This window comes from Thermoanaerobacterium sp. CMT5567-10 (genome assembly GCF_030534315.2).
In the GTDB taxonomy this organism is placed as follows: Bacteria; Bacillota; Thermoanaerobacteria; order Thermoanaerobacterales; family Thermoanaerobacteraceae; genus Thermoanaerobacterium.
Map to the genome: position 1 here is coordinate 1,424,378 of NZ_CP130558.2, position 16,439 is coordinate 1,440,816.

Sequence of the window (16,439 nt, forward strand, 5' to 3'; positions counted from 1 at the left end):
CCCTTCTACTTATATAAAAGCTAAATTTTTCTAAAAATATTCCACATCATAAAATTAATTTTGTTATTTTTGCATATTATGCTCTTAACTTCCCATGTCTCATCTTTATTATAAAATTAAAAATTATAAATTTTATTAATTATTCCTTAATTTTCTATTACAATCTTGTAACATAAAAAAAGCAACTGCCTTAATCGGCAATTGCAAATCATTTCACTCACATTGCAAAAAGCTCTTTTACTTCTTCTTCACTCAACTTAGTTATAAAGGTCTCACCTGGGTTTATGACAGAATTTATGATCTCTTTTTTCTTCTCTTGCAGCTTTACTATTTTTTCTTCAATTGTCCCCTGCGTTATTAACTTTATGACTTGTACTGTATTAACCTGTCCAATCCTGTGAGCTCTGTCTGTTGCTTGATCCTCTATCGCTGGATTCCACCACGGATCAAAGTGTATGACAGTGTCTGCGCCTACCAAATTTAGTCCTGTTCCACCAGCCTTTAATGAAATCAAAAAGACATCCGAGTCACCTTTGTTGAAGGCTTTGACTAATTTTCCTCTATCTTCTGTCTTAGTCTGTCCGTCCAAATACAAGTATGAAATTTTTTCTCTTTTTAAATTATCTTCTATAAGCTTAAGTGCTGTCGTAAATTGAGAAAAAATCAGAGCCCTGTGTCCGCTTTCTTTCAATTCTTGAATCAGTTCCATCAAAAGCTCCATCTTGCCGCTGGTGCCTTTGTAATTTTCTACAAACATTGATGGATGGCAGCATATCTGCCTTAACCTCGTTAAAGCAGTTATTATCTTTATCTGGCTCCTTTCAAAGCCTTTACTTCGTATCTCCTCTGCTATTTCAGTCTTTGCATTCTCCAGATACGCCATGTAAAGCTCCTTTTGCTCCTTTGTAAGCTCAGCAAATGACGTCGTCTCTATCTTTTGTGGCAGTTCTTTTAAAACATCCTTTTTTAACCTTCTCAATATAAATGGTCTTATATGCTTGCTTAAGTCGTTAAGCGCCTCCTCATTTTTATATCTCACGATTGGCTTCTCATACTTCTCCACAAATTTTCTGTGGGACAAAAGGTATCCGGGCATTAAGAAGTCAAATATAGACCACAATTCCGTCAAAGAATTTTCTATAGGTGTACCAGTCAGCGCAAAATATCCTTTAGCTTTTATCCTTTTGACAGATTCTGCATTTTGGGACTTTGGATTTTTTATATGCTGCGCTTCATCCAAAATGCAATAGCTAAATTCAATATTTTCATAGCTTTCTATATCCCTTCTAATCAACGGATATGAAGTTATGACGACGTCAGATTCCTCTACACTTTTAATAAGACTTCCTCTTTCACTTTTGCTGCCAGATACCACTAAAGTCTTTAGAGATGGCGCAAACTTTTGTATTTCACTTTCCCAATTGTAGATAAGAGTTGTCGGACAAATGACTATTGCAGGTTCTTTATGCTTTTCTTTTTCATCCAGCAAAAATGCTATAGTCTGTATCGTCTTTCCTAATCCCATGTCATCTGCCAGTATTCCACCAAAACCATACGATGACAATGTTTTAAGCCATTTAAACCCGACTTCCTGATATTTTCTCAGGACACCATTTAACTTCTTAGGCACTTCAAATTCAGTATCCATTGGATTTTTTATGGCTTTGACTAAACTATCTAATTTTTCATCCTTATCAATCTTTAATCGATCACTTTCAAGTTTTTCATCAATATAAAGGGCTTTGTATTTTGGAATCTTTACAATTTCTTTCTTTAAATCTTTGCTACTTAAGTCCAATGAATCGATGAAATTTGCTATTTTCACCAATTCATCATCAATAGGCAGAAAAGAACCATCAGGCAGCTTGAAAAATTTCTTCTTCATTTTTATCGAATCAAATATCTTTGGAATGAGATCTCTATCTATATCATCAATAGAAAAGCTAAATCCCAATAAATCATCGTCTTGAATCCTAATGCTGCTGCTATACGATCTTTTGTAGAATTTCATCCTTTTAAATGATTCAGAATAGTACACATCAGCGTATTTTTGAAGCACTGGCAAATAATTTGATACAAAGTTAAATATGGAGTCTTCATCGTCTAAGTAAACCGATTTATCTTTTACCTTAAATTCACACTTTTCAAAGATATCCAATATGCGTTTTTCTGCAGCTTCGTCCCTAACTAAAATGCAGTCATGATTTATCTTCGTCTTTGTATCATCATATAGATTTATGTTATACTCGCCATAAGTAAAATTTATATCAGCAGTTATTCTTTCTCCTTCTTTATCAAGGTAAATCTTCGTAACAAGTGGTTCACTGTAAAATTCCGATTTCACGTCGTCGTCGATCACGACGTTCCCTGCTTTATCCATATTCGGAAGTATTACTTCTGCAAACTTCTGCTTATCCTTCTCAGTAAATACAACGCTATTTGTATTGTTAGTGATATACACATTATAAAATGGCGCTAAAGCAAAACGCTGCTTGTCAGAGATCTTGTATATTTTCCCATCATACACAAAAAAATTACCTCTGCTGTCTAACGCCTTTACTTTTTCAATTCCCTCAACGGTAAGTCTAATGTTTTTGTCGTTATTTCCTTTCTCAAGTTTAAAGCTGATAGGAAGATCATCAAAAACTACATCTACATCGTAATAGGTTTTACCATCCAAAACTAAATTAAAGCGACTTCCTCTCATCACTTCAATAAATTTTTCCAAATTCGATGGCGTAAGCCTTACACACTTTCCGGAAATAACTGAATCAACTCTGTAATAAGAATTTTCAGTATTGATTTTGTCAATCTCGTATATCTCCCTCAAAAACCTTATAAGCTTCATATCTTCTTCTTTAAAAGTATTTACGCTTGGATCAAATGAAAATCCTTTGCCAAATTCAACGACCATTCCTTCATCAATATCGTCAAAAAACTTCTTTATGCTTTTAACTACGTACAATTTGTCAATGCCCATTCTAAGGCTTAAAGATGTATTCATTTGATAAGATTCTAATGTAACCTCTATGTTGACAGGCTGCTTTAATTCATCAGGTATGTATTCTCTTTTTTCAAATTCTTCGAATAAATCATAAGCAACCTTATTTTTTAGACTATCCTCTATCTCAGCTTGATTATTCTTTATATACATTAAAACTGCCGCAATATGTTTGCAATCGCCATCAAACCTTGCCTTTGCAGGGCATGTACAGCTTGTGTACAGTTCACCATGATACTTTTGTATCATCACTCTGTACAAAGATGTACCCATCACAAAAGCTTGAAATACAGTACCAGCTTTATTATACGTAAAATTGTGTATCCTACCTGACAAGTAATACTCAAGACCTTTTCTATAGACGCTATCATTTTCACACCTGTTTTTAATTTCCGCATCAGTTAACTGAATCATAACTACCATCCCAATCAATATAACTTTTGTTATTAATAATTGTATCAAACAAATGTTTAAAGCGACACTATATAATTACAAATATATATTAAGCTAAAATAAGATTTTTTACAATACATGACAATGCTTTTATCAAATAATATGCAATACTATGTTATTTAATATAATGAGGTTTACCTATAAAGTCAACATATTTTTTGAAAATTTTTTAAATTCCTGTTGATACCTGAATATTATTTATGCTAATATATTACAGAGGATACTATGGATAACTACCATGTAGGACATGAGACACCCGAAAAACTTAAAGCAAAAATAAATGCCGTTTATAAATGAAAGGAATGAGAGTTATTTATGAGAAATATGATTTTGACGAAAAGAATTATTGTATATTTGGTTTTTGAATTCATATTATCAATTATTGTTATTCCTGTATTGATATTTTATGGACCATTCGCAAATATAAGAAATACTTTAGTTACATCTGCAATGACAACTTTTAGTCATAAATATATAGTTACATTATTCTTGCCTCAGAGTAAAATAGATGAAATCATGAAAAATTCTAATAATATCGCTACAGGAAGTAGCAATAAAAATATATTAAATTTTGCAAATTCTCATGATAACACAATTGAAGTATACGACATATCAAGCAATAGATTTAAAGGCAAAGTAATATTAATACATGATCCAACAAGAATACAAGTTGGTATATCAAGCAAATTGCCTAAAGAAGGTGAAACAGTAAGTACGATTGCTAAAGAAAATAATGCTGTAGTTGCAATTAATGCAGGCGGTTTTATCGGATATGTAAATGGAGCATGGACAGGCAGTGGTGGAATACCAGGCGGCATTATTATTCATAATGGGAAAATTTTATATGATAATGCATATAGTACAGATGGTAAAATAGATCTTATAGGATTTACCGATGATGGTAAATTACTTGTTGGTAAATACACCTTAGATGAAATAAAAAATGCTGGAATAAAAGAAGGAGTTAGTTTTAGACCTGCACTTATTATTAATGGAGAACCTATGATTAAAAAAGGCGATGGTGGATGGGGTTCAACATCAAGAACAGCTATAGGACAAAAAAAAGATGGTACAGTAATATTCTTAGTAATTGATGGAACGTTTATTAGAGGTTTAACTGGTGCAACTTTAAAAGATGTTCAGAATATAATGCTAGATTATGGGGCGGTTAATGCCGCAAATCTTGATGGTGGTTCTTCAACAACACTCTATTACAAAGGAAAAGTAATAAATAATCCAATAAATCCACTTGGTGAAAGAATGGTCCCAACAATTTTTTATGCCAAGTAAGTAATTATTATGGTTAAAATAATTTTACGAAAAACAGAAGTTATAAACATCTAATACAATATGTAAAAGAGATGATTTACGCATTGCTAAACTTAACTATTACTTAGCTAAACAAGTGGCAATTAAATAGTTTAAACATTTTTTGTGTATAAAAAACTCTGATCAAACCATGGATTCAACAAAACTTTAGCAATGCGCTCCACAAAAATAACCTTTAGTGATAAAATAAACTTATGATCTGTTAATAACAAATTAAAAATTACTAATGGTTATTAGCGTGAATAATGATATTTATTGGTTTATCACATAATAAATAGAATTATAAATATTATATAATATTTGCTCCAAAAGATAGAAAAAAGTTCTACAGAGTAAATGATTGGAAACAAAAGCGACTTTTAGAGAATTATGTAATTGGAAAAGAGTAAATCATGACCATCCGTAAAACAGATGGTCATGATTCTAACAGATTTAAGATTAATCACTATGGAATATAGGTATGGGGATTAATTCCATCTTGAATAGCATATATAGCTGTCCATGTTTGAGTACCAGCGATACCATCTATAGACATTGTAGAACAACCATATTTATTTTTAACATATTGTTGAAATGTCTTAACAGCTTGTACAGTTTCTGGACCATATATTCCATCTACAGATATGCTAATATTTGCTCCTCTAATTGCGTTTAAGTCGCTTTGTAATGCCGAAACTGCGCCAGGACCATTTGGATCAGCACTGTCAGTACAACCTTCTTCAAGAAATTCTGCATAACCTAATGGTGTAGAAATTATTGTATATGGAGCAATATAACTTGCTTCAAAAGTACCGCTTGTAGTAAAAACAGTTTTAGAATTAAGCATTTTTAGGGCTGGTATTTGTTCGAAAGTTATTTGAGAAGCAAAAGCTTGAGATGTCAAAAGTATTACAAAGAGACACACTACAACCGACGATAATACTTTTTTAAACATATTAATATCCTCCTTTGCTGACTCCAAACGGCCGTTTTTTGTCAATTTTAAAATATACCATGATAAATGTTATAGCAAATTGATTTATTTGACATTACTATAGGTCTTAATCTAAGATTTGTGAAGTTTCTAAATTCGGAATATTTTTTGTTAAATTTTGTTAAAATGGTTCCGGTTTTCGGCATATCAATATTTTAATATCTAGAAAAATTTTACAATATATTTCCATCAATATCTATAATTCCGATTTTTATAGCAGCTCTAACTATTTCTAAATCATTATCTACGTTAAATAAATTGCTAAGTTTATTTAAATGTTTTCTCAACGTTCGATCTGATATGCCTATTTCTGATGTTACTAATTTTCTTACCCCATTACGTACTAAAGATGATAAAATTGACTTGTCCATATCATCAAGTTTAGAACTTATTATTGATAGATTTTTGCTTTTATATGCTAAATATTCTTCAATATAGATAGCTATATTTTTAAGAATAGCACTTTGATCTTTAATACTTGGAACATTAATCCGCGATACATCAAGATATGCGACTACTTCTCCACAATAATAATCAATTATTGGTATAGCAGTACAATACCAATCTTTGAATAATTTACAATAATGATCTTTACCGCATAATTCAATCTGATTTTTATATTTCATAGCCATACTAATTGCATTTGTGCCACAATCCTCAAGCTTTAAGCTACTACCTTCTGCAAAATGCAATGTGTTGAAATAATTATTAAGTTTATCATCGCAGATAAGTTTGATTATATAGCCATTTTTATCACACAGAATAAAAAAGTATCCTTCCAAGAGAAGACATTTATACCTTAGACTTTTATCTATAAGACTATTAAGCAATGACAATAAAAAACTGTTTTCTTTTTTCATATTTATTAGCTTTTCAGTACTAATTACTTTATTAAAAATTTTCTTATTTGGATTAACATTTATAAGTAATGATTCCCCATGTGATTCAGCAATTTCTTTTTTAATGGTCAATATATTACTCATAAATACCAACACCTTCATTAAAATTTTATTATTTATCTAATAACATTTCTTAATATATTTTCTACAAACATATAAAAATTCCTTTTAATTTTAAAATTTTATAAAACTTTGAAAAACAAAAATGAAATGCACCCAAGATTTAGACAAAAGGTCTAATATTCAAGGGTGCATTTTTATTGATAGAATTGAATAAGAAATATCATCTGAGTATTTTGCGTATATAGTTAAATATCCCCGAACCCACAACATGTGTCAATTTTACAAAGATTATTATAAAACTTAAAATCAAAATACATCCTACAATAACAGTTAGCATAACAACACCTCATATACTTTTATTTACATCAATTATATATTTCTCAATAAAACTTTTCAACTGTATGCTAATAAATCCCATAATAAATCTAAATTTTTTATAAAATGCGCTGAGTGATCTTAAAATTTCAATCTTGACTCTGTAAAACTTTAGATTAATTTTCTTAATACTATATCGCTTTTATCATATTGCTTAAATCTATGAAGTATTGCTTAAATCTATGAAGTGCTTTATCTCCTCATTCAATAATGTTATTGCAACTTTTTTAGTAGAGTCAAACTTAGCTTCCTTCACTATCTCATCGTAAAATATTATGGAATCTTTCTCTGCCCTTATTGCTAATTCAATGGCATCTTCATACGCGTTTATTTTTTTCAGCACTTCATTTACTGAATCTTTTGATGGAAATACAGATGTATTGTAAAGCAGCGTCAAATATATAGATGCTTCTATATCGAAGTATGAACTGTCGTCTCCTTTCTTCTCATACAAAAGTTTTCTATACAATTCTTCAAAACGCGTTTTATGCACCAGCTCTTCTTTTTCCATCTCTATGAAAAATTCCTTTATTTCTTTATTATTAGAAAACTTTTCTGAAGCCAAAGTGTAAAATTCATGGCCTCTATCTTCGATATCAATGGCAAGCTGTACAACTTCAAGATCATTTAAGTATTTCTTCTCTATATCATTTACCATAACAACACCTCTTGGAAAATTATTATTTCCTACAAATAATTTTATCATTACAAAATTTTCTAGTCAATCAAATTTATATATAGATGAATAAAATTTCTGATTAAAGGCAAAACAAATTAAGGTGATGTTATGTGGTATATTGTTTTTTCAATTTTTACAGTGATTATTGCTCTTTTTTTAATAGACAGAAAAAAATTAAAAATGCTAATACCTGCATATCTGCTTTCATCTGCGATAGGCTTCTCTTTGGATGTGATATTTGACTTTACTTTGAAATACTATTATTACATTGATGCACCTATTCCAAATGGAGTTTTGTCATTTCTAATGGAAACACTAATAGGTCCGCCTTTCGGAATGATCTTTATACAATATCTTCCAAAGAATAAAAAAAGTTATATTTTATATCTGATCGTTTGGATTTTATTGCTAACCGCTATTGAAGCAATATTCCATATAAAAGGGCTTTTGGTCTACAATAGATGGAATTATTTTTTTTCGATTATCACATACGTTTTTACATTGACGGCTTTAACTGTGCAGAATAAATATTTGTCCTAAAGAATCGGCAACATTAATCCATATATATGGGTAATATATGAAAAAAATACACCCATTGTAGAACCTATTATGACATCTGAAGGATAGTGTAAGCCCATGTATATCCTGGATATACTTACCATAATAGCTAAACTTATAAAAACAATGGTTAATCCAGGAAAGGAAAATGAGAATGAAACTGCTAAAGAAAAAATAGCTGTTGCATGACCAGATGGAAAAGAATAATCTCTAAGTAAACATTTAAATGTATTTGCTTCTGGCAAAACCATGTACGGTCTAGGCCTTGTGCACAACCTTTTTAAAATCTGGACAAACATATGGCTTCCTGTCAATGTCGTCAATGCTTGAAGCGCAGAAATCTTCACACTATTTTTCCCAAACAAAATAAGCAAAAGGCATGATAGTACCGTAAAATACGGCCCTCCAATATGCGTTATTTTAGGCATTATTCTATCAAGTGTCTTGCATTTTATTCTTTCATTTAGAATATAAAATACATTCCTATCTTCCGCAATAATCAATTTCTTAACTCCCAACACTGAATGAAACCTCCTTACACCCTTATAGCATCCTTTTTTATATTGTTTATAACAATGTTACATACTTTATCTGCAGAATGATATATACCAATCTCGCCCATTCGATCTTTCATTTCATTTATTTTTTTACTATCTCCTAATAAGTCTATTACTTTTTTATCCAGTTTTTCTATATCCTTGATTCTTAAGGCAATCCTCTTTTTAAGCAAATATTCAAGGTTGCGCTCTTCTTGCCCTGGAATAGGGTCAAAAATAATCATAGGCAACTTTTTAGTTATCGCTTCTGTGACAGTTAAACCACCACTTTTTGTTACGAGTACATCTGCCGCCTCCATAAATTCATGTACATTATCCACATGTCCATATATAAAGACATTATCATCAGCAATTTCTTCAATTTTAGCTTTTAAGTTTTTATTTAATCCACATATTACAGCAATCTGTAGATCTTTATGGTTTTGTATGACATTAACAGCTTTTTTAATATTTCCAAGTCCAAGCCCACCACCCATAATCAGCACAAGCGGTTTATCTAAAGAAAACCCTAATTTTTGCCTCATATCAAATTTATCTTTCTTGACGTAAAACTCCTCATCGATAGGTATTCCTGTAACATAAATTTTATCGTCAGATATACCCATACTTTTCATCTGAGTCTTCATTTCACTTGAACCCACAAAATAACCGTCTATCTGATGATGTATCCAATATGCATGGACATCATAATCAGTCAGTATGGCATATATAGGTATATTAAGATCCCTTTTTACATGAGATAAAATAGAACAAGAAAATGGATGCGTGCATATTACTGCATCAGGTTTTAAATTTAATACATAATCTTTGATAAAAGTATAAACCGATATGCCTACCAGTTTATTTATACGTCTCTCTATTTTATCCCTTTCCATTTCGTAAAGATATCCCCATAATTCAGGTGTTAATTTTAATGTTTTTAGGTAAATTCGAGTCGTCAAATACGAAAGGCTTGGGAACTTCTCTCCAAGTGGATTTTCCACAAACACCTCAACATTACTTCTTTTTTCAAATGATTTTTTTAATGCTATTGCAGTTCTTTTATGTCCAGTACCTATATCTTCATAAAGTATTAAAATCTTCATTTTATCCATTTTAAAGACCCTCGCAATCAACTATATTGATTATCTCATCAAAATATTAAATTTGGATTAAAGTTTGATTAAAAATACGTTAAAATACTCTATCAATATAGTTTATTTTCATTTGCTATCTAATATTATACCATCAAAATTGATTTGTTGTACAAAAATTATTAAACCCTCTTCCGCCAAGAAGAGGGTCTTAAATACATATTTTCTACGCTAAAGCTCTCTTTTTCACAATATCAATTGCGTTTCTCACTTGTGGAATAATAGATACCACAAAGCATATTAAGACTTCCACACCTACTAATATCCCATTTACAAGAAGCGAATATACTACGGGATTCATGCCTTTTGGTGCATAGCTAGCGAAGAAAAAGACACCTGATAGAAAATGTGAAAAAAACCTGCCAAAACCACCAACTAAAACCCCAAGACTTAAGTTTTTCTTGAAAAACCCTGCAAGTCCTAAGGCACCAAATGCCAATGGATAATCTAAAAGAAGCTGTATCCAGTGTACCACATAAGGATCTTGTATAAGCTGAAGCATTCCATAAGCCATTCCTACTAAAATACCAGGCCCTGCTCCATAATAGTATGCAAAGACAAACAAAGGAAGCATACTAGCAGGTGTTATAGAGCCACCTTGTGGCCAGTGGTAAAACCTTATATACGACAAAACAAACGATATTGCTATTGCTAAACCACCATATACCAGCATTTTGACATTAAACTTGACACTATTTCTTAAGATGTAAAACAAAAATGCAGCAAACAAAATTGCTATTATAATTGATAATGTAGCAGGTTTTATTTTGGAAAAATCAGAGAAAACGCTGATGATATAGGACATAAAAATAACCTCCTTTTTTTGAGGCTATGTGCCGCTTAAAACAAAAAAACCGCACTGCAAATGCGGTCTTTTGCCGCATTCCCTTCGTAGGCATTAACCTAATCAGGTTCTAGGGGTTTGGCATCTGCCATCTCAGCTAAAAGCACCCCCAGCGGACATAGTCTGTTTATTAATTTATATTATATTATAATAAAATTATTTTTTAAATACAATACCTTCGTGCTTAAGCAAAAATGCTTTTATATTAAGTCCACCGCCAAAACCCTTCAATGTCATATCAGAGCCAATGACCCTATGACAAGGTATAACGATAGGTATTGGATTCTTGTTGAGAGCATTTCCTACAGCCCTTGATGCATTTGGCTTACCTATTCTTTTTGCAATTTCGCCGTATGTAGCATAAAAACCGTACGGAATCTTCATAAGTTCTTTCCAGACTAATTTTTGAAAATCAGTCCCTCTTATATCCAGCTTTATTTTGAATTCCCTCAATCGTCCGTCAAAATACAATTTAAGCTGCTTCTTACAGCTATCTATAAACTCATTCGTTCCTCTATCACATTTCATATGCTTATCATTTGGAAAATCTATCCTCATTATGCCATTTTCACTTGAATATATCGTCAGCCTTCCAATGGGTGTATCTAGATAATCATACAACACTTTATCACATCCTGGGCTTTTAAATAATGTGTTATTTAATCTTTATTTCTGCATCAGCGTCATCATCGACATCGTCATCAGCAAATTCATCATCAAAGTCATCAACTAATTCAGATTCTGATTCACTCAAAGATGCTATTTTTGCAAGACTTTTTTCTATTGAATCAATCTTTTTCATTTTTTTCAATGTATAAACTATGTAAAACACTAAGAAAACGACTGAAACAACCGGTGTAGCCAAAGCCACAAAATACTGAAGAAATAGCATAAATCCGCTTTGAACCATCCTTGACACTCCCTTCTATGATATATATTCACTTCTAATTATTTCATAAGTGAAACCACAAAACAAGCGCTTTAAAAAATATTTTTATTTTAAAAAAAGAAGAAGATTTCATCTTCCTCTTTTTTAAACCGCATCTTTAAAATATTTTCTAACATCTTTCAAATAATCAATTATCGTCAAATGCTGAGGACATTTTGTCTCGCACTCTCCGCACTCCACACAGGAACTGGCTTTCCCCTCATTTAAATTATTATAATTTCTAAGTGATTCATTGTAGTTGTTGTACATGTGTGATTCATTGTAAATTGCAAAATTCTTTGGTATATTCACACCATTTGGACATGGCATACAGTAGTTACAAGCAGTGCAACCAACAGGTGAAAGCTTCTTATAAGTTTCTCTGACTTTATCTACGAGTTTTACCTCATCTTCAGTTAAGCCATTGGCTTTTGACCTTGAGGCACTCTCTATATTTTGTTTCACTTGCTCCATCGTACTCATTCCGCTTAAAACAAGAGAAACTTCTGGATGATTCCATACCCACTGCAAAGCCCATTCTGCAGGTGTCCTTTTGACGCTTGCACTATTCCACAGTTCTTTGATAGCCTCTGGCGGATCTCCTGCAAGCTTACCTCCTCTTATAGGTTCCATTACAATTACGGCTAACCCTTTCGACGCAGCATACTTAAGCCCTTTTGTACCTGCTTGGTTGTTTACATCCATGTAATTATACTGTATCTGGCAAAAATCCCATTTATCATAATCATCGATTATGCCTTTAAAAACGTTGTATTCATCATGGAATGAAAAACCTATGAATTTGACTTTGCCTTCTTTTTTGACTTTTTCCATCCAGCTAAACACATCAAGCCTTTTGTACTTATCCCATCTTTCTTTGTCAAGTGCATGTAAAAGATAAAAGTCAATATGATCAACGTCAAGCTTTTTTAACTGCTCATTTAGATATTTGTCCATATCCTCTTTCTCATTAATCAACCATGACGGAAGTTTTGTTGCCAAATACGTCTTTTCTCTGTAACCATCCTTTAGAGCCTTACCTACCACAATTTCACTTTGCCCTTCATGATATGGATATGCAGTATCAACGTAATTCACACCGTTATCAATGGCATATCTTATCATTTTTATCGCTTCAGCTTCATCTATTTTGCTATAGTCGCCACCTACGATAGGAAGCCTCATAGCTCCAAAGCCAAGTGCTGATACTTCTACTCCAGTCTTACCAAAAACCCTGTATTGCATACAACCCCTCCGTATCACAAAAATTTAAATTTCTTATTTGATTATAGCATCAATAGATTAAATAACAAAATTTAAGCCTCAATACATATTCAATATACAAAGCTAATGCATTGTTACATCAAAAAAGACGATATAAATAAGTTCCTTCATATGATTGATACAATAGTAAAAGAGCAATAAAACTATTGCTCTTTTTACTTGCTATTTATCCTCAATATCATCGTCATCGTGAAGTTGTAATGGCATAGTAGCTACCACTATATGCTTATGCTTTAGCAGTTCTTTTTCTATATATACTCTCGTTTTATTATGAAGTATATTGTGCCACCTTTTCCTAACAATAAATTGTGGTAAAATTACCGTAATCATGTCACCTTTCTTGTAGTTGTACTCTTCTGATTCTATAAATTTAAGAAGTGGTTCTACGATCCTTCTAAATGGTGAATATTTAACAATCAACGGTATATCAGTATTTAATAGTGCATACCTTTTTTTAATTTTCTCGCCGCTTTCTTCATCAATTGAAACATTAAACGCTATTACATAATCTGAAATCGTCCTAGCATATCTGAGTGCTCGTATACTAGCTTTATTTATACTTTCAATAGGCACAATTACTCTATTGCGGTAATGATTCTCAGATATTTTTATACTTTGCAAATCTTCCGGACTAACTCGAAGCTGTTTTGCAATTGCCCTATAATGTTTATTTATCTTTAACATCATAAATACAAGAACAGGTATGACTACAATTACGATCCAAGCACCTTCTCTAAACTTTGATATGCCTATTATTATAACAACTATAGCAGTCACAATAGCACCTGTACCATTTATAAAAGCCTTTATAAGCCAGTTTTTGCCTCTGGTTGTTATCCACTTTTTCGCCATTCCAGTTTGTGAAAGGGTAAAAGATATAAAAACACCAATGGCGTACAAACCTATTAAAGATGTTACATTAGCTTTAAAAGTCACAATTAATACCGTTGCTAAAACTGAAAGCAATATTATACCATTTGAGTAGCTAAGCCTATCACCTCTTTTATTAAGCTGCCTCGGCATGTGTCCTTCTTTTGCCATTATTGCAAGCAAAAGAGGAAATCCTGAATAAGCAGTATTCGATGCCATTACCAATATAATAAAGGTTGTAGCAGTAATATAATAAAACATAAAACCTCTACCAAATATATAATCGGCCAATTGGATGATAACAGCCCTATCACCTGGTACAATGTGATACATGCTTATGAGAACTGATATACCACCAAATGAAATCAAAACTATCGAAGCTAACAAAATAAGAACAGTTTTTGCCTTTTTTACAAACGGGTCTTTAAAATTCGGAACGGCATTGCTTACAGCTTCTATACCTGTTACTGCTGCACATCCATTTGAAAAAGCCCTTAAAAGCAAGAATAGTGTTACTGGCTCAACAGTTTTTAAAGGTGTTGTAGGAGGCACATACCCTCCTTTTATCTTTACAATACCCCCTATTAGCATTGCAATTATTCCAAAAACAAAAGCATACGATGGAATACCAAAAATTCTGGATGATTCACGTATACCTCTCAAATTTCCTATCATTAATATTAATATGATTAAAATACAAATAAGTATTGAATAAGGTTTTAAAAATAAAAATGCAGATGTTATTTGATCAACACCTGATGATACACTGACTGCTACTGTCAAAATATAATCAACAGAAAGTGCAGCACCAGCCACCACCCCAGCAATCTTGCCTAAATTATCAGATGCAACAACATAAGCACCGCCACCATTTGGATAATTCTCAATAGTCTGTAAATAAGAGAATACCAGTATAAGTAGTAAACTGATAATAGCAGCTGAAATATACAATAAATTTTTGTATGCCAGTATACCTATAGCTGGTAATAAAACTAATAATATTTCTTCACCCGCATAGGCTACGGATGAAATTGCATCGCTGGACAGTATAGGAAGTCCCCATATTACATCGTATTTTTCACTTTTAATAGCCTTATTTGTCAGTGGTCTACCTATTAAAGCCCTCTTTAGCCTATTAAACATTGTAACGCCTCCGCTTATTAATAATAATATTAGATTATATATCATTATCTATTATTTATCAATATCAAATAATCTATATATTTTCCTGGTTTCTATTGTCTTTCTTCTCTATATTTATCCATAACTTGAGAAAATATCTCCGCATTTGTCGGAGGAGTATATGATATGGCATTTGCACCAGCCTCTATAGTCTCCATAATAGTATCATCTGTCGGTCCTCCAGTTGCAATTATAGGAATATTAGGACATATATCCCTAACTTTTTTCACAATTAGAGGTGTCTTCTTCGCACCTGAAATATTTAATATCGTTGCACCAGCATCTACGCGTCCTTTTATATCTTCAGTTTCTGATACAATCGTCACAACGATGGGTATATCGATCGTAGCTCTTATTCTTTTTATTATATCATTTGCAGTAGGTGCATTAACTACGACTCCCATAGCACCTTGAAATTCTGCATCGAGTGCCAAATTCACAACTCTTTTGCCTTGTGTTAGTCCTCCACCGACACCACTAAAGACGGGAATATCCGATGCCATTATTATGGCATGCGTAATCACAGGCTGCGGTGTAAAAGGATAAACAGCCAATATAGCATTTGCATTAGTATTTCTTATTATAGCAATATCAGTAGTAAATAGCAGTGATTTTATCACTTTACCATGAATCTTTATGCCTGAAACATTTTGTATAATCTCCGGAACTCTGATCATTTTCTGCCTTAATGGAGATACAATTTCAGGTATTGATAAATTATCCAATATATCACCCTCCAAATATAAATTAGCTTTTTAAATGCATTATGTAGTATACCACAACATTAAAGCTAATTAAACTAATTTTTTTAATAAGTTATTTATAATTATATCACTATATTTGGAATTTTTTGTAGTGTATAGAGAATTCTTTTTGTAAATATTGTTATATTTATGAGTACATAAAGTCATCATTTTGCATGACTTTAGTCATAATTTCGTTAAAAAACAAGAGACGGCTCAATAAGAACCGTCTCTATAATAATTATATTTCAAAAGGCCCGTAATGATCTTCGCTTTAGCCTATATAAATCTTTGCACACCTGTATTAAATCAATACTTATGACTTAATACAAGCATCTCAAAACCTATATAGACCTGTGCTCGACTATTATAAATACCTTAGAAACCTAATATAATCTCTCGACTATATTAGACCTCCAGTCTAAGTACAACATTAAGCTATACATTTGACCTGCGGAATTTATAATAGTCTTAGCTCGACTATAATACATCTCTTTTAACCTTATATTAATCCATGCGACTAATATAAAGCCTTACAAGACATATTATAATCTGCCCGCCGACTGAT

At 31.9% G+C, this 16,439-nt stretch carries 14 protein-coding genes and 1 riboswitch; of the genes, 2 read left to right on the forward strand and 12 right to left on the reverse strand.

Going from position 1 to position 16,439, the window contains the following annotated elements:
- Positions 1–217: 217 nt before the first annotated feature.
- Complete coding sequence (locus tag Q2T46_RS07430; RefSeq protein ID WP_311062384.1) at positions 218–3,424, reverse strand: DEAD/DEAH box helicase; 3,207 nt, start codon at positions 3,422–3,424, stop codon at positions 218–220.
- 345 nt (positions 3,425–3,769) lie between these two features.
- On the opposite strand from Q2T46_RS07430, the gene Q2T46_RS07435 reads away from it, so the two are divergent.
- Positions 3,770–4,744: a phosphodiester glycosidase family protein gene (locus tag Q2T46_RS07435; protein ID WP_303263551.1), complete on the forward strand. Its 975-nt coding sequence runs from the start codon at positions 3,770–3,772 to the stop codon at positions 4,742–4,744.
- A 484-nt stretch (positions 4,745–5,228) separates the two neighbouring features.
- On the opposite strand, the gene Q2T46_RS07440 is transcribed toward Q2T46_RS07435, so the two are convergent.
- The 3 genes from Q2T46_RS07440 to Q2T46_RS07450 all read right to left on the reverse strand — a co-directional run bounded on the left by Q2T46_RS07440 (position 5,229) and on the right by Q2T46_RS07450 (position 7,751).
- Positions 5,229–5,717, reverse strand: a complete 489-nt coding sequence (locus tag Q2T46_RS07440) for a peptidoglycan-binding protein (RefSeq protein ID WP_303263550.1) — start codon at positions 5,715–5,717, stop codon at positions 5,229–5,231.
- A 212-nt stretch (positions 5,718–5,929) separates the two neighbouring features.
- Complete coding sequence (locus Q2T46_RS07445; protein ID WP_303263549.1) at positions 5,930–6,739, reverse strand: AsnC family protein; 810 nt, start codon at positions 6,737–6,739, stop codon at positions 5,930–5,932.
- A 514-nt stretch (positions 6,740–7,253) separates the two neighbouring features.
- Complete coding sequence (locus Q2T46_RS07450) at positions 7,254–7,751, reverse strand: ferritin family protein (RefSeq protein WP_303263547.1); 498 nt, start codon at positions 7,749–7,751, stop codon at positions 7,254–7,256.
- Positions 7,752–7,910: 159 nt separating this feature from the next.
- Here Q2T46_RS07450 and Q2T46_RS07455 point away from each other — a divergent pair, with 159 nt between their 5' ends.
- Positions 7,911–8,312: a CBO0543 family protein gene (locus Q2T46_RS07455; RefSeq protein ID WP_311062385.1), complete on the forward strand. Its 402-nt coding sequence runs from the start codon at positions 7,911–7,913 to the stop codon at positions 8,310–8,312.
- Here Q2T46_RS07455 and Q2T46_RS07460 read toward each other — a convergent pair.
- The 8 genes from Q2T46_RS07460 to Q2T46_RS07495 all read right to left on the reverse strand — a co-directional run bounded on the left by Q2T46_RS07460 (position 8,309) and on the right by Q2T46_RS07495 (position 15,805).
- On the reverse strand, positions 8,309–8,851 hold the full coding sequence (locus tag Q2T46_RS07460; RefSeq protein ID WP_303263545.1) for a phosphatase PAP2 family protein: 543 nt from the start codon (positions 8,849–8,851) through the stop codon (positions 8,309–8,311). The two genes, Q2T46_RS07455 and Q2T46_RS07460, sit on opposite strands and share 4 nt — an antisense overlap.
- A 14-nt stretch (positions 8,852–8,865) precedes the next feature.
- Positions 8,866–9,981: an MGDG synthase family glycosyltransferase gene (locus tag Q2T46_RS07465; RefSeq protein WP_303263544.1), complete on the reverse strand. Its 1,116-nt coding sequence runs from the start codon at positions 9,979–9,981 to the stop codon at positions 8,866–8,868.
- Between the two features lie 205 nt (positions 9,982–10,186).
- Complete coding sequence (thiT, locus tag Q2T46_RS07470) at positions 10,187–10,825, reverse strand: energy-coupled thiamine transporter ThiT (protein WP_303263543.1); 639 nt, start codon at positions 10,823–10,825, stop codon at positions 10,187–10,189.
- Between the two features lie 61 nt (positions 10,826–10,886).
- Positions 10,887–10,985, reverse strand: a riboswitch (TPP riboswitch).
- A gap of 35 nt (positions 10,986–11,020) precedes the next feature.
- Positions 11,021–11,488, reverse strand: coding sequence for a methylated-DNA--[protein]-cysteine S-methyltransferase (locus Q2T46_RS07475; RefSeq protein WP_303263542.1), 468 nt, complete (start codon positions 11,486–11,488; stop codon positions 11,021–11,023).
- A gap of 31 nt (positions 11,489–11,519) precedes the next feature.
- Positions 11,520–11,774, reverse strand: coding sequence for a hypothetical protein (locus tag Q2T46_RS07480; RefSeq protein ID WP_303263541.1), 255 nt, complete (start codon positions 11,772–11,774; stop codon positions 11,520–11,522).
- 123 nt (positions 11,775–11,897) lie between these two features.
- A complete protein-coding gene (locus Q2T46_RS07485; protein WP_303263540.1) occupies positions 11,898–13,037 on the reverse strand; it encodes an aldo/keto reductase in 1,140 nt (379 codons plus the stop codon).
- A 201-nt stretch (positions 13,038–13,238) separates the two neighbouring features.
- On the reverse strand, positions 13,239–15,089 hold the full coding sequence (locus Q2T46_RS07490; RefSeq protein WP_311062386.1) for an APC family permease: 1,851 nt from the start codon (positions 15,087–15,089) through the stop codon (positions 13,239–13,241).
- A gap of 92 nt (positions 15,090–15,181) precedes the next feature.
- The gene (locus tag Q2T46_RS07495; RefSeq protein ID WP_399388568.1) at positions 15,182–15,805 is read right to left on the reverse strand and encodes a hydrolase; all 624 of its coding nucleotides are present in this window, start codon (positions 15,803–15,805) and stop codon (positions 15,182–15,184) included.
- Positions 15,806–16,439 lie beyond the last annotated feature (634 nt).

Bases quoted from the DNA above. Each gene is read 5' to 3' on its own strand.
- Q2T46_RS07450 (WP_303263547.1), bottom strand. From the start codon at position 7,751: ATGGTAAATGATATAGAGAAGAAATACTTAAATGATCTTGAAGTTGTA.
- Q2T46_RS07445 (WP_303263549.1), bottom strand. From the start codon at position 6,739: ATGAGTAATATATTGACCATTAAAAAAGAAATTGCTGAATCACATGGG.
- Q2T46_RS07480 (WP_303263541.1), bottom strand. From the start codon at position 11,774: ATGGTTCAAAGCGGATTTATGCTATTTCTTCAGTATTTTGTGGCTTTG.
- Q2T46_RS07465 (WP_303263544.1), bottom strand. From the start codon at position 9,981: ATGGATAAAATGAAGATTTTAATACTTTATGAAGATATAGGTACTGGA.
- Q2T46_RS07495 (WP_399388568.1), bottom strand. From the start codon at position 15,805: ATGATCAGAGTTCCGGAGATTATACAAAATGTTTCAGGCATAAAGATT.
- Q2T46_RS07430 (WP_311062384.1), bottom strand. From the start codon at position 3,424: ATGGTAGTTATGATTCAGTTAACTGATGCGGAAATTAAAAACAGGTGT.
- Q2T46_RS07440 (WP_303263550.1), bottom strand. From the start codon at position 5,717: ATGTTTAAAAAAGTATTATCGTCGGTTGTAGTGTGTCTCTTTGTAATA.
- Q2T46_RS07490 (WP_311062386.1), bottom strand. From the start codon at position 15,089: ATGTTTAATAGGCTAAAGAGGGCTTTAATAGGTAGACCACTGACAAAT.
- thiT (WP_303263543.1), bottom strand. From the start codon at position 10,825: ATGTCCTATATCATCAGCGTTTTCTCTGATTTTTCCAAAATAAAACCT.
- Q2T46_RS07435 (WP_303263551.1), top strand. From the start codon at position 3,770: ATGAGAAATATGATTTTGACGAAAAGAATTATTGTATATTTGGTTTTT.
- Q2T46_RS07485 (WP_303263540.1), bottom strand. From the start codon at position 13,037: ATGCAATACAGGGTTTTTGGTAAGACTGGAGTAGAAGTATCAGCACTT.